A 22,604-nucleotide genomic window follows, 5' to 3' on the forward strand; every position below is an offset into this window, starting at 1 on the left:
TTCACTGTTTACTTGTTTTTGTTGTCTACCAGTACCGCGAGCAAAATCACGACGGCTTTTGCAATCATCTGGTAGTAAGAAGACACATCGAGCAGGTTCAATGCGTTATTCAGGAAGCCGATAATCAACGCACCAATCAGAGTGCCCATGATGCGACCTTTACCGCCCATTAAGCTGGTGCCGCCCAGTACTACGGCCGCGATCGCATCCAGTTCGTATCCCATCCCCGCCGTAGGTTGAGCAGAAGAGAGACGTGAAGTCACGATGATGCCAGCCAGCGCTGAGAGCAGACCACAGATGGCGTACACACCAATCTTGACGCGATCCACGTTAATACCGGACAAACGCGTCGCTGATTCGTTTCCGCCCAGCGCATACACATAACGCCCAAAGCGCGTGTGGTTCAGCAGATACCAAGCCGCCGCAAACACCACCACCATCAGCCAAACAGGTACAGGAATACCCAGCGCATAACCTGTACCAAACCAGGCAAAGGCATCAGCGGTATCGGTAAAACCGGTCGAAATTGGTCGGCCATCGGTGTACACCATGGTGACACCGCGCAGCAAAGTCATGGTGACCAGCGTGGCGATAAACGCCTGTACTTTCCCTTTGGCAATGATGATGCCACTGATACCACCAAGTACCGCGCCCGCCAGCAGCGCTGTAGGTACTGCCACTAACACTGGCACTTCCATCGCAATCAGGCTGGCAGCAAACGCGCCACACAATGCCAATACCGAGCCCACGCTCAGATCGATGCCTGCGGTCAGGATAACCAGCGTCATACCCACGGCGATGATCGCGTTTACTGATGTCTGACGCAGAATGTTCAACAGGTTATCGACGGTAAAAAAGTTCGGGTTCAAGAATGATACGACGACTATCAAAAACAGCAGTGCGATCAATGATTTTTGTTCAATCAGCCACTCTTTGCTCAGCAGCTTTCTGCCGCCTGTCGGGGTTGGTTTCGTCATGGTCTTAGTACTCATGCTGCTTCCTCGTTCAGCGTTTTGCCAACGGCGCACGCCAGTAGATTTTCTTGGTTGGCATCTTTAGCATCAAATTCTCCGCTGATGCGGCCTTCGTGCATCACCAGAATACGATCGCTCATGCCCAGCACTTCCGGCATTTCAGAAGACACCAAAATGATGCTCATGCCATCGGCTTTAAATTTGTTGATCAGTTGGTAGATTTCTTTCTTCGCACCGACGTCCACACCGCGAGTCGGTTCATCCAAAATCAATACTTTTGGACGCGTCATCAGTCCTTTGGCGATCGCCACTTTCTGTTGGTTACCGCCAGAAAGGTTGCCGATGATTTGGTCGCGACTTGGCGTTTTGATGTTGAACAGCTGAATGAAATCTTCCACCGCCATCACTTCATCGCTGTGCTGGATTTGCACGCCTTTGGTCAGTTGATCGAGCGCGCACAACGACATGTTCTCTTTCACCGACAAACCGAGGATCAAGCCATCGCCTTTGCGGTCTTCCGAGATATACGCGATGCCATTCGCCAGTCCGTCCTGCGGGCTTACCGGATTAATGGTTTTGTTATTGAGGTTGATCACGCCGCGTTCAGAAGGCAGCGCGCCATAAATCACTTTCATCAGCTCCGTGCGGCCTGCGCCCATCAGCCCGGAGATACCTAGAATCTCACCGCGTTTGAGCGTAAAGCTGACATCGTGGACGCCCGAACCCGTCAGACCAATCACTTCCAGACAAACATCGCCGTGCTTAACTTCCACTCGCGGGTACTGCTCTTCCAGCTTACGGCCAACCATCATTTCGATCAGGCCATCTTCATTGGTATCTGCCACGCGGCACTGGCCAATAAATTTGCCATCACGTAGCACCGTGATGTCATCACAAATCTCAAAGATCTCTTTCAGACGATGCGAGATGTAAACGATGCCGCAACCTTGCGCACGCAATTCATTGATCACGCTAAACAGTGATTCGGTTTCCGTGTCGGTCAGCGCGTCCGTTGGTTCATCCATGATGATGACTTTGGATTCAAACGACAGCGCTTTGGCGATTTCCACCATCTGTTGCTCGCCGAGACTTAAATCACCGAGCAGAGTTTTTGAACTGTGTTTGACATTCAGACGTGCCAGCAGTTTGTCGGCTTCGGCATACATCTGTGACCAGAGAATGCGTCCCATCGCGCTGGTTTTCTCGCGTCCCAAGAAGATGTTTTCAGCAATCGTCAGTTCCGGGATCAGGTTCAGCTCTTGGTGAATGATACTGATGCCCGCATGTTGCGAATCACGCGGACCTTTAAAGCTGGTTGGCTGGCCCTGATACTCGATGCAGCCTGCATCTTTGGTGTAGATGCCTGTCAGCACTTTCATCAGCGTCGACTTGCCTGCGCCGTTTTCGCCCATCAACGCCATCACGCGTCCCGGGTAGACGTTCAGGCTCGCTTTATCCAGCGCCTTCACGCCCGGAAACGCTTTTTCAATGTTGCTGAGAGCCAGAATTGGTTGAGTCATAGTCAGTCCTCAATCGAGTTTAAGAGCGGCGTTAAAACACCACTCCAGCTTGGAAAATCACGTTTGCGTAAGGCGTGCATTCTCCGGTTCTCACTACAGCGCGACTGTAATGAGTACGAGCTTTGAACTCTTCGTGAGAGACGTAAGCGATGGCGATGGATTTGTTGCAACGTGCTTCTTCCGCTTTCAGCTCGTTAAGCAACGCGGCGTGCAGTTCCGGGCTGACTTTGGCAAATTCTTCGGCCATTACCACACCTTCGATTTGTGATTCCGACAAAATCACGCGCACAGTGTCCATAAAACTTGGAACACCATGAGTCAGTGCTAAATCGATACGTTGTGTTTCATCAGCAATCGGTAAACCCGCATCACAAATGGTGATTTCATCGGTATGACCAAGCGTCGCGACCAGGTAAGAGAGGTCGGCGTTGAGTAGAGTACTTTTTTTCATCGTTTTACCTTCGTGTTCGCTCACGTTCGAATTTTTCCGAGTATTTTCTGGGGCAGAAAAGTAAGAAAAAACACCCATCGAAACGTTTCGATGAAATCCTAACGCAAGTTTGTTGATTTGCACTAAGGTAAAAATCAGAGTGTGAGTTCGATCTCCGAAATCGATTCACAACGCCTGCAAAGGGTGAGAGTGATCACTGAGTTTTCTATCATCAAGGCCATTCTTTAGTCGCCAACAGTGGTGCGACATCGGTTGCCCTATAAGCACTCACATGCATTTAAGTGCGCCATTGTTCCATCCGATAAAGTCTGGTCGAGCGCAGATATTTGGCCTAGATTTAACAAAGCTTCAACCAATTTGGGTATAGTGGCGCGCATTAAGCACTTGCAGCGGAAAAGGATTGTTTATGATGAAGAAAATTGCACTGGTCATGCTAAGCGCACTCGCCCTAACCGCGTGTGAAAATGAGGTCGGCAGCGCGGGCTGGTGTCAGGATATGCGTGAAAAGCCAAAGAATGAATGGAGCGCGCAAAACGCCGTCGATTTCGCGAAGCACTGCTTGTTCCAGGAAGAGATCGGAACACCACAATGGTGTGAAAGTATGGATGCCAAACCAAAAGGCGACTGGACCGCAAACGAAGCCACCTCCTACGCTAAGCACTGCATCTTTCAATAAGTTCAGATCATTCTGTAATAAAAAATCAGGCCGTGTGGCCTGATTTTTTACTGCATTTCTAGTACGACAGATGATTTCAGGAGCTGCCTATAACAAGGAAAGCCAAACCTACTTGGCAAAGTCTTCACAAACATCAGAATTCATTTTAATGGCAACGTAGTCATCTGCATATTTTCGAATGATCATAGGCGTTTGAGCATCGTATGATCCCCATTTAGCTTTATCGACAAAGCAAACATGTATCCCGCTATCATCTTCTTTTACAAACTGCATCTCGTACTTCCAATACTCACTTTCAATAAGAATGGTGTCTTTAGATATAACAGGATTAGGTATTTTCAGATCTGAAAAGTGTTTCTGGCCTTGAGCTGCTTTTTGCACCAAAGAACTGTTAAAGGAGGTGATATCCAAATGCGCATATACCTCATTTGTAGGAAAAGCTTGGGCACAATAGGTAACCCCCCATAGAAAGACTAAAAGCAGTTTTTTCATTTTATTTCCTTGATTAATCCAGCTTCTTTTTCTCTGCGAGTTGGATATTTATCACCAAATTTCATTAAGTTATTGAACATTGCAGACCAGTCTTGTTCGATCGCTTGTTTCCAAAAATTCTCTGTTTCTGATGGTAGATAGCCGTATTGATACGAAACAGAAGCAATCACAGTTTGAGCTTGCCAAGGTAAGCATTCAAACTTGGTTGTTTTTGACGTCCGGTTATACAGGTCAACAATACGTCTCGTTTCAGACTCTTTGACTTTAGAAATGAGCAGTTCTAACTCTTGCTCATTTACTGACAATGGATTTTTAGCTAAAAATTCTACAGCCTCGTCCTTTTTATATCCTAGATAAGGAGTGAGTTTATCAACTAATGTTTGAGGCAGTCCCAGAGCCAATAAATCTGATTTAGATCTAGCACCAAGATCAAAACCGGATGCGATAGTTACTCCGCTACTACTATTTTTAACATCAGGAACATAGCCATCTTTTTTAACACCCTCCAGTTCTTTAATGAATTCAAAATTGATCATTAACTTGCATTCATGCTTGTAGACCCACCCATCAATCAACGCCTCATCCAAGCCCAGCAAGGTTCCTTGACCTACAATGCCATCAGTCTTGCCGACTTTATAGTCGGGATGTGTCGAATGGGACGGTGTATAGCTTTGCTGGAACATTTTGACCTGACGTTCCGTAGTACTGCCAAAACTGCCATCTGCGCCGTAGGTACCGAGATCAAACCCCAGTTTTATCAGTGCTTTCTGAATCGATTCAACTTCTTGACCCTTTGAACCCGTTTTGTAGGAAGCAACTTCACGGTCCGCTAATTTATTGAGCGTTTCGGACGGTTTCAACAAATCAGACTTCAATCTAGGTTCTTTCGTTGATTCAACGTCGTTCTCGGCTTGCGTTGAATTTACCGCTGAACCCGATGCCGCCTGAGATGATGCGCTCTGCTGTTGAGCGCCCTCGCCTAAGACGGGAGCCACCAGTTCAGACACAGTCACGATATTTGCCTCACCAGCGACTTGCGTGGATTGAATCGCTGCCTGTTGCAATTCTGCTGGCGATTCCAAACTGACAAGGTCCTTCGCTAACAGGGCCGACTTGCCGCCATAACTGCTCCCACTGCCTGCACTTCCACCGGCATTAAGGTTAATCGCGGATCCTGAAAGGTGGACGCCACCAGCGTCGACCTTAACAAAGCTTCCTCCTGCCTTTAAGGTAACCTCTGCACCGGCTTCGACCACAATTTTGGTGCCACCTTTCAGTGAAATTTCACGCCCGGTTTGCACAGCAATCAGTTTAGCGACTTTGTTTTGTGAAGCGCCAGCAATCTCAATACTACTGTCAGCCACGATTTTGGTGCGGCTTTCTCCACCCACCGTCAGATGCTGATTGTTTTTGATTTGGGTAAAGCGGTCGTTCTCCACCGTGAGGTGTTTGTCGTGCTTAATCACGCTGGTGTGGTCGTTTTCAATCAGGCCATCAAAGTCTTTCTGCGCGTGCAGGTAAATTTGTTCGCTGCCCGCTTGGTCTTCAAAACTGAGTTCGTTATAGCCCTGCCCCTGATGGGTTTCGGTGCGCAGCACGGTTTTGGTTTTGTTGTCCGGCAGCGCATATGGCGCGGTATTAGTGGCGTGATAGGTACGGCCAGTAACTATCGGTTGGTCGGGATCACCATTGAGAAACGACACAATCACTTCATGACCGATGCGCGGAATGGCAATCATGCCGTATTGGCTGCCCGCCCAACCTTGTGAGACGCGCACCCAGCACGAGCTGTGCTCATCACCGTTGGAATAGCGATCCCACGGAAAATACAGTTTTACGCGGCCGTGTTCATCACAGAAGATCTCTTCGCCTTGCGGGCCTACAACTGTGGCAATCATCGGGCCATCAACCTGAGGTTTGGCTTGCGGTGTGGCGCGCCAGGTGCGATGCGCCGGGATGAGCGAAAATTGGTTCGCGTAGGTGGTCGCGCCATTACCGCCCGCTTCTTCTAGCGCCTGAGGCTGAGTGCCTTGGCTGGTGACACTCACCACCAACCAATCTCGGTTTAAGGTGTCATCAAGGTGTTCTTGTAGGTCAAACTTCACCCCCGGACGCAGCAGCGGCTGGTTGCTTTTACCCGTCGCGGTGCGCGCGTTGCGGCGCAGGTAATCAAGGCGGATCTGGCTGAACGCTTTACCGCTGACATCGTCTTTATACCGCCCCGGCGCATCGAAATGTTCGTAATTTGGCTGCTGGTACGCCATTTCGGTCCCGACCGCTTGCTGGGCAAACGAGTACGCCGGCTTTTTGAAGCTGTAATCCTGCAGCGCCGTTTGGCTCACCTCCGATTGGGTGTGCACGCTCAACGCCGAGATATACGGCGATTCAATCATGCCGCCCGCCAGCGTGTTGTACGGGATTGGCTCGCCGAGTTTCGGTAGGCTCTCTGAGGCGTCGCTGAATATCAGCGTGTGTTTGCCTTCTTCATGAATGAAGCTGTACACCAGCCCTTCTTCGGCCGCCAGGCGATGGAAAAAATCGAGGTCGGTTTCACGGTACTGAACACAGAATTCACGCTGCGCGCAGTCGCGAGTCAGCGCAAAGGCGTAGTCGTTGATGCCCATTTCCTGCAACAGAATGGAGAGGATTTCCGGCACGGTGTTGAGTTGGAAGATGCGGCTGTTGTGGCGCAGAGACAAACGCTCTAAAGCAGGCACCAACGTGAGTGAATAGAAGGTGTGGTGATGGCCGGTATCGCCCTGCGTAAAGCGGCGTACGATGCCGTTCACGCGCTGAACCAGCATATCGTCGCGATAGAGCGTCAGCTCCGCGGCTTTATCCACCACCATCTCCGGCGTTAAATTGGCAAGCCGACTGGCGAGCTCCAGTTGATAACGAAAACCGTGGCACGGTTGCCCATTGATGCGTTCGCTGGAAAGCGTTTCTTGCCCGTCGAACCCACGCACCACCAGCGTGTCGTCCTCCAGACCTTCCACATGAAACTGATACTTTAACGTCGCCATCCTGCCATTCCTATTACGTCACTGACTTCACTTTATGAGCCGGATATTCAGCAAGCTCAGTGCCAGTTTGTTTTTATTGATATTCAAAGAGTTAAATTGAGATTTTTACTCACTAGGGCAACTATCTGCCAGCTCCAAGCAAGAAGCTGCTTTTATCGCAACTTCTTGCTTCTTGGTCTTGTTTCACTGTTTCACTGTTTCACTATTGGTTGCCCACTCAACGATTCTTCCAGTTGAGCCATCGTCCAGCTCAAATTGTTGAGACGGGTTTTCAGAATCTCCAGCTCTTTGCGCGCCGATTCCATCTCACCCTGCTTGATGAGATTCTGTACATAGTCGACCCGCCCATACACTGGCGATAAACTCACGGCAAAATCTTCCAACGATTTAGTCTGACGCTGTAAATCACTCCATTTTTCTCGCTTGGCTAACAGAGCAATGTTGGCCATCTTGGTGCGAATTTCGCCAAATCGCTGCACAAACAGTTCGGTTTGCTCCAATGCTGCCCGCTGCTCTGCATTGAACGCTTCATCGCTTGCCTTGATTTGATCATCGTCTGGATAAAGTGTGCGTAGTGTTGCCATCTCATGCATCGCTTCGCGCTTGCTCTGTTCCATTGAGATTGCGCTTTTTTGCATAATCGACCGCTCATAGAGTGGTACCAGATCGCTTTTCCAACGAGAGATTTGGTGTTCAGAAGCGGACATTTGAAAATGACTACGCGCATCGTCGCTGCTGAGCGTCGCGACCTCAACACGCGTGGCGTAATCGTTGGTGTGAAACCACGGGATCACCTGATATCCCCACAACGCGCCCACAGACAAAACACAGCCCGTAACAAAGGCCAGCGACAATCGCGTGCGATGCACGCGTCGCAGCACCTGAGGTTCGGCTTCTAAGGCCTGCTGATGTTGGCGTTTCACTAAGCTGTGATATTGCGTTTCGATGCGGTCAATGTGTTCAAAAAGCGCAAACCCGACCCCTTCGAAATCCACCAGATATTCCGGTTGCTGACGCTCAAGCTGATGATGGATACGTTCGCAAAAACGTTCGCAACGATATAAGTCGCGTAGCGATTCGTAGTTAGGCTTAAGATCTTTGAGTTCCTGAACCACACGGGCATTGACCCAATCCAAGACCTCTTTACGCATCTTGGCGGTTTTTACATCCGGCTTACTTTGATTGCTCAAGCAGACGCTCAGCAACTCCAAACCATTGGCGTAGCCAGCCAACCCCACCGTTTTAAGATTGGCGACCGCAAAGTAGCCACACATCAACAGATCCAGCCCGGCACTCTTTGCCAAAACATCGCAAGATTCGCGCACGGCTTCCCAATCGGTTCCACCCGCTAACGGATTGAAACGACGGTTAATTTCATCTCTGATCTTCTGATAGACATCCAGTTGGCGAATGGCATCGATGTCATTGGTCAGACGATAGTAAGCGTTATCAATAAATAAAATGTTGGACATTTACGACTGCGTCCTAAATAAACAGGAGCGAGTTTCCCCGCTCCTTTACTTTTTAATACAAGGTTTTAGATAGCTTGAACGATCTGAACAAACGTTCTGTGAACGGGTTGGCATCCGCTTCTGAGTTGATGCGGTAAATCATATCGCCGCCATCCACCGCGAACTTGTAGTCCACTGACGTGGTGCTCGCAGCCACCACATCTCCCTGGTCAAGCAGACGGAAGAATGCCCATGGTCCCTGAATGTTGATGCTGCGTGGTGACATGTTGGCTTTGGTCGGAACCAGAGTCACTTTCGATACCGCCGAGTCACGCAACGTGTTTGGCCAGATCAACTCCACGCTATCGCGTGGGCCATGACTGTATGCCAGATATTGGCCGTCGACATTCAGTACACTGCGGCGTTTGTTGCCACTCAGACGCAGAGGCTCAACCGAGAAACTGACATCCAGAATGCCTTTGCGGTTAAAGAAGGCTTCACGGATTTTCTGCGCCTGTTTTATCTGACTCAGTACATCTTTGCGAATGATCGACTGTGAGGTATCGTCGTTATTCACAGCGATGTTCTCTTCAATGAACATGCGTAGCTGATTGTTGTAGAAGCTATCCAGCGTGCCGTTTGGTGCAAAGAAGGATTCAAAATCCTCCAGTGACGCATCTTTTTTCGATGCCGTATTAAACGGATAACGACCCGCCAGTTTCTCTTCAAATGTCTTATAAACATCTTCATGCCAACGTACTTCAAGATGTTTGATTGCCTCTTGCTTGACTACATACCAGCTCTCATCCGCCAGTTTGGCGACCATCGTATCAAGCGGTTTTGGCAAGCCAGAAGAGATGCGCTTCAAGGTATAGATTGGGTCCGCGTTGACGAGCTTCACTCGAGCCTTGGTTGCATCAAGCGCTGCCATGCCAACATCCGGCGCATCCTGAATGGATTTCAGATAGTTCTTCAGCTCTTCCACCGATGCCAACACTTCATGGAGGTACGCAGGCTTGTCTCCAACCGGTTTGATCATATTGTTCAAATCAGAGAACGGCGCTTCGATCATCGAGGCCACTTTATATTTGGGACTCTTGAGCAGCTCTTTCTGAGCACTATCGTCTTTTGGCAGCGCGGCAAACATCTTGGTGTTGTCGTCGAGTGTGCGCAGCAGACGTTGCAGCGGTTCAATGTTGCCAGTCAGGTTGTCTAACACCGTGACGGCGTCGTTGATATCGCTGAAATATTTCATGTCGATTTCATTTAACGCCGCACGCCAGGTGTTGGTGTAGTCCGCGACATACAGATTTCGAATCTTATCGCGCAGCGCTTGCTTGTCCGCTTCACTGAATTGCGCCGACTTTGACTGTCCCAATACCCAACTGTCGATCAATGCCAGTTCCGACACCGATTCAGACTGCGGCATAAAGTAATCTTCAAAGCCGCGCTTGGTGAGCATCTGCGGAATATACAGCGTGCTGCTGTTCATCACGCGCTCTTCGAACACCACATCAAATACCGGCCCCACCAGATTACGCAGGTTAATCGCTGGGCCAAGCACCGTTTGCGCATTCAGCTTCAGGTTACGATAGACGCGTTGGTCGTTTGGCATCGAACCCAGATCGCTCTGCACTTTCGCGATGGTCTTATCATAAGGCTTCATCACCTGATTCGCGACTTTGTCACCGCGTTCACGTTCGCCTGCCAGATCGGTATGACGCATGGCGTAATCGAGGTGACCCAGCAGTTCCTCCTGAATTTCACGACGGCCCGAGAACTCTTGCTGCCAATGTTTCGCGAAGTAATCCATCACGTAATCTTTATAGCGACCGCTTTTATCCACCATCATGCGATACACCCTCAGCACCGCCAGCTTCTCTTCATCCGTCTGCGCCTGATTCAGATCGACCACCACGTCCGCCATCAAAAGAGGCAGAAAGCGGCTTTCCAGCAGGTTCAGATACGTCGCTTCCACCATCGGCCCGATGGTATGGCCCTGATAGAGGCCAAAGTCAGAAATAAAGCGGGGTTTTTCACGGAAGAAACCAAATTCCAACGTGGCTTCACGAATCTTGTTCAGCGGCTCCAGCACATCCTTTTGCGACGCCAGATAGACATTGGACGGATACTGATCTTTGTACTGGTTGACCTTAGCCAGAACCGCATCGGAATGCTTAATGTTAGCCAGGTAGTTGCGATGCCATGTCCCCGCAAGCAAAACGGTCGCAATTGAACAAGTGAGAAACGACAACGCGATCAAGCGGCGCTTTTGGCGCGCAATCCGAAAGTTATCCGAAGCCAGTCCGGCTTCCGGGTAAATGATGTTACTGAACAGTTTCTGGGTGAAATAGATGGTCGAGTTTTTCGCGTGCTGAGCAGTATTGATCGCATGCGACAGGCCGTAGCGGCGAGACGCCGCATCATCGAATGCGTTGGTTGGTACACCTTGCTGATACACCGAAGTAAAGTAAGCCCCGCGCACCAGTGCCGAGGTGGAGAACTGATCACTCGCCAAGGCATCTTGGAAAAACTGTGTCAGGATCTCTTTCAAACCGGAGATCTGGCGAGTAAAACTGTAGATGGCATTACGTTCATCCAGCGACATTGGTGCCGATACCGCATGTGGCAGTACCCCATTAATACGCTCGACAAACTCGGCGTATTCTTTGGCAAACTCTTCCAACCAGTGATCCAGGTTATCAATTGAATCCAGCGAGAAAGTAAAGCCCAGCACTTCTTCACGCTGGCTCTTAGTGTAGTGTTTGAAAAACGGTTCAAAACCGTACAGAAGGTCAAGCTTGGTCAGCGCAATATACACTGGTAAACGCGTTGAGAGTGTTTCCATCAACTCACGCAGACGGGCACGCAGCAAACTGGCGTAAGCTTTACGCTCCGATGCCGTCGCCGTCGCCAAATGCGACACATCCAACGCCAATACGATACCGTTCAGCGGGCGGCGACTGCGGGTTCTGTCCAGCCAGTTGACAAAATGCAGCCACAAACGGCGCTCCATCGCACCGTCGTTGTCTTCACTGCGATTGCCCTGAGTCAGCAGCTCACCATCCGGGTCAATCAGTACCGATTCATCGCCGATCCACCAGTCGAACGAGTACGGGTTTTCGCTTTTTTGTCCCGAAGCACGCATCACTGAAGAGAACACGAATTTCTGGCCGGAGCGGTTGATCAGGCTGGTTTTGCCTGCATTTTCTAACCCCAAAACCAGATACCACGGCAGCGCATACAAATAATTGCGCTTATTGAGGTTCTGCTTCATGTTGACCATGACCTGATTCAGTTCGACTTCCTGACGTTCTTCGAACAGCTGAATCGGGTCTTGGCGCAGTTGCTCATCACGTTTCTGCTGCGCTTTATAGCCTTGCAGTTTACGCCATTGCCAGAAGCCCCAAACGGCGAATGCGCCCAGAGTAAACAAACTGCTTGCGACAGCACGAGCAGCCACAGACTCGAGCGGCTTGTGACCGGAAACCTCTAGCCAAGGGCCCGCCCACCAAATTGCGACGTTCAGTAAAATGAACGTGGTGAATAGCAAAATCGGTAAAGCGGCCACCATACCTGGCTTAAGCTTTCTCACTATTCCAACAATAAATTTCCACATGTGAATTGTGTCCTTCGTTTACTCTGACGTTGTATATCGTTCTAGTTGTTCCACCAGCGACGGCTCCCAATCGGTGACCTGCATGGTGGTGACTTGATTATGTAAAGTTTGGTACTGCTCTTTCGCCATCGCATCGAGATGATTGGCGTTGAGCAGATCGGCAGAGAGCATCCGCCAGTAAAATTTGTCGCGCGGTTCCGTGGCTGCCACTAGGCCATCATTGAGCATCGACAAGGCGACCGCGATGCCGCCTTCCTTAGCCAAAGCCATCGCTTCTTTGCGCTTTTCCTGCCAATCACCGCCCACACTTTGCCCGCCAGTCGAGCCGTTGCCGGATGCCAGCCACTCCTTCACGCTGTCGGAGACAAACGGTTCGCCCCCTTTGAATTTGAGTTCCAGCAGCGAAGGCATTCGGGCGAGAAATTGTTGCGTTTCTTCAGTAATAGCCAGACACCAGCTCTCTTTGCCCAAGTTTTGCGCAATGGTGAAACTCATCAGTTGGCCGTCAAACCAGTACGGGGAGAGCGTGAGGCTCTGCTCGACCTTGCGCCAGAGTGTCAGATCCGCATGGCGCATCTGGTCCTGATAATCTTTAATTCGATCTTGCTGCATACCGCGCAGCATGGTTTCACCGTCGGCTTTGTGATCCGGCAGCGTAGTAATCGAACCCCAAACGGCATAACGGCGCAGGCGAATCGACAGCGCAATGCCAAACTCCTGCTCAGCAAGAAAATCCGCGACTTTGAGCAGCGTTTGCTTGGCCGCTTTGTCACTGGAATTATCCACCGACAAGGCTGAGTTGGCCGTGGTCGGGCGCGGCGTATCTGCAGGCTTGGCCGTTTGCTGCTGCTCGGCTTGCTGACGCGCTTCCACTTTATTCAGTTCACTCTGAACCGAGCGAGCGACCGCTTCGACCACATCCGAACTCAGCCCTTGCGCTTCAATGATTTTTTTCCACGCATCCACCGCCTCACCTAATGCTTGGCGGTCCTGCGCATCAAACTGATTAAAATCGATTTTTTCCGTCGCCATCGAAAAACGCTGCGCAATCTGACTGAAAAATTTGCGTCTTGGCAGATTGCCGCGCTTGCCCGGTGCGGGGTAACTTTCTTCCCAGAAAGACGCCATAAAATCGCTCATCAGTTCAAATGAGAGAATAAAACGGGAAGGCGAAAGTTGGTTGTGAAGGCATTGCAGCAGATACACCATCAGCTTGATGTCTTTGGTCTTGTCCTGCAGTAATTTCAGCGCACTGTGTTCCACTTCGTCCCACTGCACGCTGCTATGCGACAGTGAGCCGACTTTCATCATCTGATCTTCAATGAAGTCAAACAGGGGATCGTCAATCAAACGTTCACCGACCGGATTATCTCCAGCAATCGGCTGTGCCACACAGCGGCGGTATTCGGTTATTTCCATTCAGGCCTCCTACCAACCACAGCGTTCACGCAGTGCCGACAACGCGTCGTTAAGTTCACTCGCATCAAACTGCAAACCGTCCGCAAATGGTGAGTTGGAGCGCAGCACCAGACGCGGTTCTCTTGCCATCGATTTCATCATTTCAATGGCGGGAATGCCGCGTGCCGACGACATCAGGACACCGTTATCATCACTGCGCAGATACTCCGGCTGTGCATTGGCCACCGATATCTGAATGCGTGCATCTTCCACACTGCTTGGCAGCGCCAGTTCAACGCGGCTCAGGTTATCAATGCAGCTCACCATCAGTACGGGTTTTGCATTATGCTCAAACGGTGTGGTGCGATTGAGTGCTCTGAGAGCAACCCAAGCGTTGCTGCCCTTACCTTCGCCTTCGGTCACTAACACCATCGCCGCTTCACTGCCAGCGACAGCCTGCATGGCTCGCTGCCAAGAAGGTGGCACGTTCTGCTTAGGTGCGATCACCACTTCATCCACGGGTGTCTGAAAAACGCGGTCAAAACAGGCCAAACGCTCTAGTCGCCCCGAGATGACGCGGCACTGCTCAGCCTGCGTCACTAACTCATTGGACTCTTGAGCCCATACAGAAGCCGAGAACATCAGCAGCAGTGAACTGGCCCCAGAAAGTGTATATAGCGATCTTGTCATAACGCCTTGATCTCCAGCTTCTGGCATTTGTATGCCAGCGTGCGCTTAGGAATACCAAGGCTCTGCGCCGCTTTGGCGCGGTCACCCGAAAAATGGTTGAGACGTTCGCGAATGATTTTTTCTTCAAAGTCGCTCAGTGCTTGTTTGAGATCGTTAATCACCGAGTAGTTGTGATCAGCCGCCGCTCTGGTGTGCTGAGCCTGAGGTTGATTAACCTGCGGAATGATTGTCTCGTCGTGAGCGGACACCGTTGGCGACAGCATCGCTATGGAAGCAATGCGGTGCGTAAAACAGTGCTCTTCAACCTGCGTACCATCGGCCGTTTGCGCGCAGCCAAACTCAATCAAGTGCTTGAGTTCACGGACGTTGCCCGGGAAATCATGCTGTTTAAGGCAATCGATCGCGCTGTAGTGCAGGCCGCGAATGTTTTTGCCATGCTGCTGATTGAACACACGCACAAAATGCTGCGCCAGAAGATCCACATCATCCAGACGGGAAGCAAGGCGCGGCAGGGTAATCGGATACTGGAACAGACGATAGTAAAGATCCTGACGAAACGCTTTGCGGCGCACCTGATCCAACAAGTTGACATGCGTTGCCGACACTAAGCGAAAGTCTGATGTCAGTTCTTGTTTGCCCCCGACCGGGCGGAAGGTTTTTGACTCCAGAACCCGCAGCAACTTCGCTTGCAACGCCAGCGGCATATCGCCAATTTCATCGAGAAACAGAGTGCCGCCGTTGGCTTGGGCGATCAGCCCCTGCTTGTCACTGTCTGCACCGGAGAAGGCGCCTTTGCAGTAACCAAACAGTTCACTTTCAAGCAGGTTTTCCGGAATGGCGGCACAGTTAATAGCCACAAACGGCGAATGTTTGCGTGATGAAAGATCGTGCACCGCTTCGGCTGCCAGTTCTTTACCCGTGCCAGTTTCGCCTTGTACCATCACCGACAGATTAGAGCTGGCTGCACTGACGATTTGTTCACGCAGCTTCTGCATGACCTCACTGTCACCAATCAGTTTGCGTGACAGATCGCTCACCAACACACGCTGCACGGAGTCACGCTGAATGTCACACAGCGACTCTTTAAGCACGCGGCGGTTCTGCTCTTCACGCTCCATGTCATGCAGCAGTGACCACTGCTGCGAGAACACATCGATGAATTTAAGGAATCCCTCATCCTGGAAAATGTTCGCCACCACATGGCTTTCGCCAATCAGCAGCAAAATCGATTGCACATGACGATGTCCCATCGGCAACGGTTGAATCCACACGGAATCAAACATTCCCACTTTTGACACCAGTTGGCCAAACGTGCGGTTTGACTGCCAGAACACCAGCTCTTCTGCGGTCAGATGCATGGCTTTCGACGATTGCAGTACATGAGCAAACGGATTATCAAAATCCGTTACTGCCCACGAATAGGTCAGACGTTCATCATGAGGAACCAATAGACGACCATCGGAGCTGGGCATCAACAGCATTGCATTTGAAAGCCCAAGCTCCTTTGCAATGATGTCAACAAACCGGGTCGCCAGCTGGTGCGGCTTTCGAAGGCCCACCAGATCGGCGGTGAAAGCGAGCCAGTTACTCATGATTACTCTACCTCTCCTTTGAATTCACCGTCCTGCGCATCAAGATGAATACGATGTACCGGTTGCTTCTCCGCCAGTTTATTTAACAGCGCCAGCGATACGGGCGGCAACAATTGACCTTCAATGATGGCTTCAAGCATGCGTGCACCGTTTTCGCTGCGCGTGGCGCGATTTAAGATCTCTTCAATCAAGCGATCTTCAATCACCACCTCAGCGTTGTAGCGATCACGGAACAGTTTCTCCAGACGCGCCAGTTTGCCTTTGACGATCAGCTCAAGAATCTCTTTGTTGAGTGGCATATATGGAATGACTTCCATACGCGCCAACAGAGCTGGCTTAAAGAATGCTGCCAGTTCTGGGTACAGCGCTTCATCCAGAGCTTTGGGATCGTCAGCAAAATCAACGATGGTTTGATAACCAAGGTTCGATGTCAGGAAGAACACAATGTTCTGGCAGTCGATTAAGCGTCCTTCGCCATCGGCCAGTTCACCTTTATCAAACGCTTGGTAAAAAATGTTCAGTACTTCAGGGTGGGCTTTTTCCACTTCATCCAGCAGCACGACGGAATATGGCATTTTGCGAATCGCTTCGGTCAGGATGCCGCCTTCGCCGTAGCCCACATAGCCAGGAGGCGACCCGATCAGACGTGAAACTGTATGCTTCTCTTGATATTCTGACATGTTGATGGTGGTGAGGAATTGCTTACCACCGTAGAGCTGCTCGGCAAGCTGCACCACCGTTTCGGTTTTCCCTACGCCACTGGGTCCCACCAGCAAGAAAGCGCCTTTCGGACGTCCCGGACGACGCAGATCCGCACGTGCCGTCAGCAGATGGCGATGGACACGCTCAATCGCAGTGTCCTGACCTTTGATTGCCGCGCCGAGAATGTCCGTCAGGTGGGTAATTTTATACAGCTCATCGGTGTTCATTTGATCAACCGGAACGCCCGTCCAGTCGGCAATGACTTCGGCGATTTGCTCTGCATCGACCTGTGGGTGCATCAAACGCTCATGGTGCGCTATTGCCTCCAGTGCCTGATATTGCGCTGCGAGATCCGCCTGCAGCGCAGAGCGTGCGTCCTCATCCAAATCATCTGCCGTCGACATGGCCATCAGTTCCGCTCGCAGAGCGATGATCGACTCAATCAGTGCTTTTTGTTGCTGCCAGCTTGCGGTCAGCGAGGCTTTTTCCGCTTCGTCCGCCAGTTCCTGAGTGCGCAGCTCATCCAGACGAGCATGATCGACTTCCCGACCGAGGTATTGCGCGCGCTCCAGCATGTCAATTTCCAACTGACGTTGGTGACACGCAGTTTCGAGCAGCGCCAGACGTTTGGGTGGCGTGGTCATGTTGATGGCGATACGGGCACAAGCGGTGTCCAGCACATCAATCGCTTTATCCGGCAGCTGACGACCTGAGATATAACGAGCAGACAATTCCGCCGCCGCTTTTAACGCATCATCGGTGATCAACACGTTATGCGCTTTTTCATACACACTGTTGAGGCCGCGCAGAATGTCGACCGCCTGGTGAATCGTCGGTTCTTCTAACTTCACCAGTTGGAAACGGCGCGTCAATGCCGGATCTTTTTCAAAATATTTTTTGTACTCTTTCCACGTCGTCGCCGCGACGGTGCTCAGTTCGCCGCGCGCCAAAGCGGGTTTCAGCAAGTTTGCCGCGTCACTGCCGCCTTCCTGATTTCCGGAGCCGATCAAGGTGTGCGCTTCATCGATAAACAGAATGACAGGCTTTGGCGAGCTCTTAATCGCATCGATCACGCCTTTCAAGCGTTTCTCAAACTCCCCTTTCACCGAAGCACCCGCTTGCAGCAAACCGAGATCCAGCGAGAGCAGCTCAACGTTTTGGAGCTGTGTCGGCACGGTGCCTGCGACCACACGCAGCGCCAAGCCTTCAATCATGGCACTTTTACCGACACCCGCATCCCCGACCACAATCGGGTTGTTTTTGCGGCGGCGGCAGAGAATGTCAATCATCAGGTTGAGTTCGTTCTCACGACACAGCACCGGATCCAGTTCTTGATTACGCGCCTGTTCAGTCACGTTGGTGCAGTACTTGGTCAGCGGCGAATTGTTCCCTTCCAGACTATTGGTAACACCCTTGGTTGCTGCTGGTTTGCTCACTTCAGTTTCTGCCGAATCAGCCACAATCACATCAAAATGTTTTTTCAGATTTTCACGGTTAATGCTTTCAAACAGACTGATCAGTTTGAAAGGCAGATAACGATCAGCGCGTGTGATTGCCGCGAGGAAAATTGCACCCGAACGCAATTCGCTTTGGTTCAGTTCGGTGGTAGAAAGCAGCCATGCTTCTTGCAGCAGTTCGACCAGCAGCGGTGAAAATGCCGGATAAGTATCGAGCACCTGCTCGCGCGCATAGCTGGCGGCCAAAGCCTGTTTCACGGTATCCAGATCCAGATTGGCTTGTTTGAGAATCAAGCGCACATCCGACAGCGGGTTGTCCGTCAGCACATCCAAATAATGCTCAAATGTCACTTCCGGATGCTGACGTTCGATACACAGAGAGGCAGCCTGCTCAAGGGCCAGCTTGCTTTGGGCGTTTAATTTTGAAATCAGAGTGGGTAGTTCAATACGAATCACAGCGATTACCTAGCCTTATAATTTTTTTAAAGTATTTGATTGAGTTGATTTAACACGTCGCTTGATTTGCTGTGCAGCAAATAGGTATAGCCGAGAAAGAGTCCTACCCACAGCAGGGCAAAACCGGCAAAAATCGACCAGATTGGCAACTGACGGCTCAGTTTATATTTGGCGCGCACAACATGGTCAGTGGCACGCGTGAGATCCTGTGGCTCTTCCTCTTCAAGGCTCGCCAGAACGCCGTGTAAGCGGGCGATGACCTTTTCACGTTCCAGTTGACCACCGTCCATCACCCGGTATTTGCCTTCAAAACCCAACACCAAGCACTGATAAATGAATTCCAACAGCGCCTGATAACGCTTGGGTTCACCTTCCAACCGGCTCAGAATCGTGAAGACTTTTTCGCCGCCCCACGTTTCATTGTGAAAACGCGACAGCATAGAATGCTCCGCCCAAACACTGGATGCGCCCCATTCGGTGCCCATCACCGCTTCATCCAGAAACGCGCACAGGATGTAGCGATACGCCATCAGAATCGCGTGTTCAAAGCCTTGTTCAGCCAGCTCAATCTCGATAGCTTTGATCTCTTCAATGGTCTGGTTATAGATTTGCTCAATGTTGTCGCAGGCCGCCAAAGAACGGACACGCAGTGACAAACCAAACAGCGGCGTCGCCGCATCGATCAGCACATTGGGATTGTCGCCACGCAGTTGGAACCAGAAGTCCTGATCATGGTTGATCTGCTGCACGTCATCGAAGAGCAAGCTGCTGTATTGGGTCTCTTTTTTACTTAACGCCATGATTAACTCCTAATCGCCCAGAATTGCAGGTCGAGATCGTCAAATGCCGCAGCGACGTGGAACGCAAAGCCGCTCGAATGATTCAGCATCGCCCAAGCTGGGCTGGTTTTATCCAGCTGGTAATAGGTATAACCTGCGTGATATGGCAACTGACGAGGAGCCACAGGCAATGAAATCAACGGAATACCCGGCAGTTGCAGGGAAATGAGTTCGCGAATTTTCTCCACCGACGACACTTTGGTCTGCTGCGTAAACAGGCGACGCAGATCGTCGAGCGGCATCCGTGCTTTCACCGCAATGATAAATTCGGCGCTGTCCATCAACTGCGGATCGTGCACTGGCGCCACCATCAGGCCGTACTTGCGCTTGTCCAGTTGAATCGAAACGGCGCGAGGCTCCAGCACCACGCTCAAACTCTGACGCAGATTGCGAATTAAGGGGCCAAAAGATTGGCTGGGCATGTCGTGGTTGTAACTTGGCAGTGCTGGCGGCAGACGGCTTTCGTCCGTAAACGTCGCCAGTTCACCACACACTGACGCCAGGCACTCAAACAAACGTTCGGGATGCAGGCTACGCAACTCTGCCAAATGTTGCATCTGTGGCTGTAGGCGGTTCAGTGCTTGCAGCAACATAAAATCCGACACATCGGCAACGCCGCCCTGAGACGGCGAGCTGATACGCTGCGCAATGTTCTTGGCGCGCTCGCGCATCAGACCGGACATTTCGTTGATGAAACGGTGCAGCGCAGCATTGCCCACCACGTTGAGGTGACAAGGGATGAAATCCGGATCCATCACCACGCTGCCGTCCGGACGTTTTTCAAGAATACGTGCAATGGCGATGGAGGCAAACGAGCTGCGATCTTCTTTTTCCAGCATCAGTTGCATGCGCACTGGCGAGACATCAATGGTCGTGGTATCGCCCTGTACTGTGTGCACGTCACGCACTTCCAAGCGGCGACTGACATAGCGCCCGGTGCCTCTTTCTTCCGGCCAGTTCACTTCCATCAGCGATTCACTGCGCAGCGGAACCGCCAGATACACCAGTTGATTAGCGAGTGACGCGTCTTCGATTTCTAAGGCATCTGGCATCGCGTCTTCCTGAGGAATGCGAAACGCCGTACCATCAGGCATGATGCCGACCGCGCGTTCAATGGCAATGCGACCAAAAGATAAATATTCAGGATTGAGTGACAGCTCAGACACACCGTACAGATAACGGCTGACAGCGGTCATACGCTCGTCGATGTGGTACTCCACATAACGTTGCTGCTGCTGGAAATGTTGCGGCTTGATAAACAGCCCCTCATTCCAAATGACACGGTTACGCGCAAACATCTTTTGTTATTCCACCCTATCCAATTTCACATCGTAATCTTTGAAAAACATCAGCAGATGGTATTCCCTGCCTTTGTTCAGCACTTTGACGGCCTTTTTCCATTCACTGATTTCCGGATCAGAAAAGTGCGCCATCACGCCGATGTAGTTTGTTTCTTCATCCACTTCAAACGCATTCACAAACTTGAACTGGTCCGGCATCAGCACGTAGTCGTAATTTTTGACGAAGTTGCTGCGAAGCGCCTTTTTGTAGTCCGCTTTCAGTTGGTCGTAATCGGCGGACATGAACATCGAGTCATCTTTGAGTTCAAACACCTGAATCTCGACCGGAGACGCTTCACCCCAGATACTAGGGTTCACCCCGTCATCAGCGAGCAGACTGAACGTGACTTTCGTCGGCTGTTTCGCTGGCTCGTACGGTTCCGTCGAACTGCAGGCGGTCAATACCAGCAACGAAAGCAGCATAAACAGCAGTTTGTTCACGATTAGAGCTCCAGTTGCTTCTCACGAATTTTCTTGTCGTAAGCCTGTTCGAAAATTTCCCAGAACAGCTTTTCAAAACCGCGTTGACGGTTGGAAGTCAGCTCTTGGTAGTAGTTGCAGTACATGTTCCACGCCCACGCTTCATCCGAGGTTGTGCTGTTGTCTGTATTGCGTTTGTAGTGATGGAAACGGCGCAACAACACCTGCGGAGAGAACGCGTTCAGAATCTGATTCAGCGCTTCCGATGTCGCATGTTGCATTGCTTCGTTGTGGTCGCGCACGTTCTTCAGGCTTTCTGAAATCGCCGCTGGTGCAGAGAGGTGAACCAAACTCTTGTCGGCATCGTACATGGTGCGGATAGTTTGCTCGTAAGAGAGCCCCAGACGCAGTGGGTTATCTTCGATAGGTTGCAGGTTACGGTTCATGGTACCAAAGCGACCCTCACTGACTTGTTGATGCAGTTCCAGCAAGCCTTTGACACACGCCTGCAGCGACTCACCCAGTTCCTGAGACAAAAAGTGCATGCGTTCCATGTCAGTGTCCTGACTAAGATCGATTCCCAGTCCCTGCAGCATTGGGCCAGTCAGCAAATGTTTACCGCCAGCGGAACTTGTGGCACTTTCTGCCTTAGCTGGTTGCAGACTTTTGGCGACTTCTTCTTCAAGAAGATCCAATACTTTTTCATCCATTATTAAGCCCTCTGATACGTTGTGAGTATTGATTTGTAGTGATGGTGCTGTTGTTTGTTGTAGCGGCTGATGCTCAGGCTCAATGTCGCGTTGCGCGGCATCATCTTTGCGCTGGCCAAAGCCCAGAATTTTTTTCAATCGGATTGATGACGTCATTTCGTATTCGCTGTCTGCCTGCGGAGTAAATTTCAAATCATGAAGAACCAGGTTATCTTCCGGCACCAAGGATTGTGGCTTGTCACTGTCTTCTTTCAGCTCAACATCACGCAGCAGTGCATCGGCGTCGTCTTTGGCCTCAAGCAGCGCATCAAGTGCCAGTAGTGGATCGGCATTAACAGCAGGTTGATCGTCGTCCAACAGTTCTTCATCATCGAAAGGTTCATCCGCCAGCAGATCGACCTGATCGGCTTTAAACATCGCATCCAGCGGACCAGAATTACGCTCATGATCGTCCGCATGACCAAATGACACGCGTAACTGGTAAGGCCCGACGGTGATTTCGTCTTTGTGTTCCAGCTTCGCCAACTGATCTTTACCCAGCGGCATGTGTGATCCATTCACATAGGTGTCACCACACAAATCGCGAACACAAAACGCACCATCAATCGAGACAATCGCGCAATGCTGCGGTTTCACGCGGCCTTGAGCATCTTTCAGTCGCCAGGTTGCCCATGATTCAGATCCGATGTTGCCGCCTTCTGCAGTCCAGTGTGACTGAGCGGTCAGGCCCGATTCGAGCAGTTGTACGTTAGCCACCTGAAGGATCAGTGACGTCTGAGTCATTGCGTTCATCT

Annotated in this window: 16 protein-coding genes; 1 reads left to right on the top strand and 15 read right to left on the bottom strand. The window is 51.0% G+C overall.

Features of this window, described 5'->3' with window-relative positions; translation table 11 throughout:
- Positions 1–8: 8 nt before the first annotated feature.
- From rbsC to rbsD, 3 genes are read right to left on the bottom strand one after another with little or no spacing between them, the layout of a single operon-like run.
- Positions 9–992 (bottom strand): ribose ABC transporter permease, encoded by a 984-nt coding sequence (rbsC, locus tag DYA43_RS16735; protein ID WP_020329748.1) that lies wholly within the window; start codon positions 990–992, stop codon positions 9–11.
- Positions 989–2,494 (bottom strand): ribose ABC transporter ATP-binding protein RbsA, encoded by a 1,506-nt coding sequence (gene rbsA, locus DYA43_RS16740; RefSeq protein WP_061055957.1) that lies wholly within the window; start codon positions 2,492–2,494, stop codon positions 989–991. The genes rbsC and rbsA overlap by 4 nt, the downstream gene beginning before the upstream one ends.
- A gap of 31 nt (positions 2,495–2,525) precedes the next feature.
- Complete coding sequence (rbsD, locus tag DYA43_RS16745) at positions 2,526–2,945, bottom strand: D-ribose pyranase (RefSeq protein ID WP_024375408.1); 420 nt, start codon at positions 2,943–2,945, stop codon at positions 2,526–2,528.
- A 409-nt stretch (positions 2,946–3,354) separates the two neighbouring features.
- Here rbsD and DYA43_RS16750 point away from each other — a divergent pair, with 409 nt between their 5' ends.
- Positions 3,355–3,621 (top strand): DUF3012 domain-containing protein, encoded by a 267-nt coding sequence (locus DYA43_RS16750; protein WP_024375407.1) that lies wholly within the window; start codon positions 3,355–3,357, stop codon positions 3,619–3,621.
- Positions 3,622–3,729: 108 nt separating this feature from the next.
- Here the strand turns inward: DYA43_RS16750 and DYA43_RS16755 are convergent, their stop codons facing one another.
- The 12 genes from DYA43_RS16755 to tagH form a co-directional block, all read right to left on the bottom strand.
- A complete protein-coding gene (locus tag DYA43_RS16755) occupies positions 3,730–4,113 on the bottom strand; it encodes a hypothetical protein (protein WP_225869385.1) in 384 nt (127 codons plus the stop codon).
- Entirely contained in the window at positions 4,110–7,136 is a 3,027-nt protein-coding gene (gene tssI / locus DYA43_RS16760; RefSeq protein ID WP_177431938.1) for a type VI secretion system tip protein TssI/VgrG, read from the bottom strand. Before tssI ends, DYA43_RS16755 begins: the two co-directional genes overlap by 4 nt.
- 191 nt (positions 7,137–7,327) lie before the next feature.
- Complete coding sequence (gene vasL, locus DYA43_RS16765; RefSeq protein ID WP_061055958.1) at positions 7,328–8,608, bottom strand: type VI secretion system protein VasL; 1,281 nt, start codon at positions 8,606–8,608, stop codon at positions 7,328–7,330.
- A gap of 52 nt (positions 8,609–8,660) precedes the next feature.
- Entirely contained in the window at positions 8,661–12,206 is a 3,546-nt protein-coding gene (gene tssM / locus DYA43_RS16770) for a type VI secretion system membrane subunit TssM (RefSeq protein WP_020329740.1), read from the bottom strand.
- 18 nt (positions 12,207–12,224) lie between these two features.
- Positions 12,225–13,625 carry a type VI secretion system protein TssA gene (gene tssA, locus DYA43_RS16775; RefSeq protein WP_061055959.1) on the bottom strand — a complete coding sequence of 467 codons (1,401 nt, stop codon included), beginning with the start codon at positions 13,623–13,625 and terminating at the stop codon, positions 12,225–12,227.
- A 9-nt stretch (positions 13,626–13,634) separates the two neighbouring features.
- Entirely contained in the window at positions 13,635–14,246 is a 612-nt protein-coding gene (gene vasI / locus DYA43_RS16780; RefSeq protein WP_081094741.1) for a type VI secretion system protein VasI, read from the bottom strand.
- A gap of 44 nt (positions 14,247–14,290) precedes the next feature.
- Complete coding sequence (locus DYA43_RS16785) at positions 14,291–15,886, bottom strand: sigma-54 interaction domain-containing protein (protein WP_061055961.1); 1,596 nt, start codon at positions 15,884–15,886, stop codon at positions 14,291–14,293.
- 2 nt (positions 15,887–15,888) lie between these two features.
- Positions 15,889–18,501 (bottom strand): type VI secretion system ATPase TssH, encoded by a 2,613-nt coding sequence (gene tssH, locus DYA43_RS16790; RefSeq protein WP_061055962.1) that lies wholly within the window; start codon positions 18,499–18,501, stop codon positions 15,889–15,891.
- A gap of 26 nt (positions 18,502–18,527) precedes the next feature.
- Entirely contained in the window at positions 18,528–19,301 is a 774-nt protein-coding gene (gene vasF, locus DYA43_RS16795; protein ID WP_020329735.1) for a type VI protein secretion system protein VasF, read from the bottom strand.
- A gap of 2 nt (positions 19,302–19,303) precedes the next feature.
- Positions 19,304–20,638 carry a type VI secretion system baseplate subunit TssK gene (gene tssK, locus DYA43_RS16800; RefSeq protein WP_020329734.1) on the bottom strand — a complete coding sequence of 445 codons (1,335 nt, stop codon included), beginning with the start codon at positions 20,636–20,638 and terminating at the stop codon, positions 19,304–19,306.
- A 6-nt stretch (positions 20,639–20,644) separates the two neighbouring features.
- Positions 20,645–21,121, bottom strand: coding sequence for a type VI secretion system lipoprotein TssJ (gene tssJ / locus DYA43_RS16805; protein WP_020329733.1), 477 nt, complete (start codon positions 21,119–21,121; stop codon positions 20,645–20,647).
- A 2-nt stretch (positions 21,122–21,123) separates the two neighbouring features.
- Entirely contained in the window at positions 21,124–22,602 is a 1,479-nt protein-coding gene (gene tagH, locus DYA43_RS16810; protein ID WP_061055963.1) for a type VI secretion system-associated FHA domain protein TagH, read from the bottom strand.
- Positions 22,603–22,604 lie beyond the last annotated feature (2 nt).

Origin of the sequence: Vibrio fluvialis (assembly GCF_900460245.1) — a bacterium.
Taxonomy (GTDB): Bacteria; Pseudomonadota; Gammaproteobacteria; order Enterobacterales; family Vibrionaceae; genus Vibrio; species Vibrio fluvialis.

Coding starts and splice junctions, on each gene's coding strand:
- tagH (WP_061055963.1), bottom strand. CDS start 22,602: ATGAACGCAATGACTCAGACGTCACTGATCCTTCAGGTGGCTAACGTA.
- vasI (WP_081094741.1), bottom strand. CDS start 14,246: ATGTTCTCGGCTTCTGTATGGGCTCAAGAGTCCAATGAGTTAGTGACG.
- rbsA (WP_061055957.1), bottom strand. CDS start 2,494: ATGACTCAACCAATTCTGGCTCTCAGCAACATTGAAAAAGCGTTTCCG.
- rbsD (WP_024375408.1), bottom strand. CDS start 2,945: ATGAAAAAAAGTACTCTACTCAACGCCGACCTCTCTTACCTGGTCGCG.
- DYA43_RS16785 (WP_061055961.1), bottom strand. CDS start 15,886: ATGAGTAACTGGCTCGCTTTCACCGCCGATCTGGTGGGCCTTCGAAAG.
- rbsC (WP_020329748.1), bottom strand. CDS start 992: ATGAGTACTAAGACCATGACGAAACCAACCCCGACAGGCGGCAGAAAG.
- DYA43_RS16750 (WP_024375407.1), top strand. CDS start 3,355: ATGAAGAAAATTGCACTGGTCATGCTAAGCGCACTCGCCCTAACCGCG.
- DYA43_RS16755 (WP_225869385.1), bottom strand. CDS start 4,113: ATGAAAAAACTGCTTTTAGTCTTTCTATGGGGGGTTACCTATTGTGCC.
- tssA (WP_061055959.1), bottom strand. CDS start 13,625: ATGGAAATAACCGAATACCGCCGCTGTGTGGCACAGCCGATTGCTGGA.
- tssI (WP_177431938.1), bottom strand. CDS start 7,136: ATGGCGACGTTAAAGTATCAGTTTCATGTGGAAGGTCTGGAGGACGAC.
- vasL (WP_061055958.1), bottom strand. CDS start 8,608: ATGTCCAACATTTTATTTATTGATAACGCTTACTATCGTCTGACCAAT.
- vasF (WP_020329735.1), bottom strand. CDS start 19,301: ATGGCGTTAAGTAAAAAAGAGACCCAATACAGCAGCTTGCTCTTCGAT.
- tssK (WP_020329734.1), bottom strand. CDS start 20,638: ATGTTTGCGCGTAACCGTGTCATTTGGAATGAGGGGCTGTTTATCAAG.
- tssM (WP_020329740.1), bottom strand. CDS start 12,206: ATGTGGAAATTTATTGTTGGAATAGTGAGAAAGCTTAAGCCAGGTATG.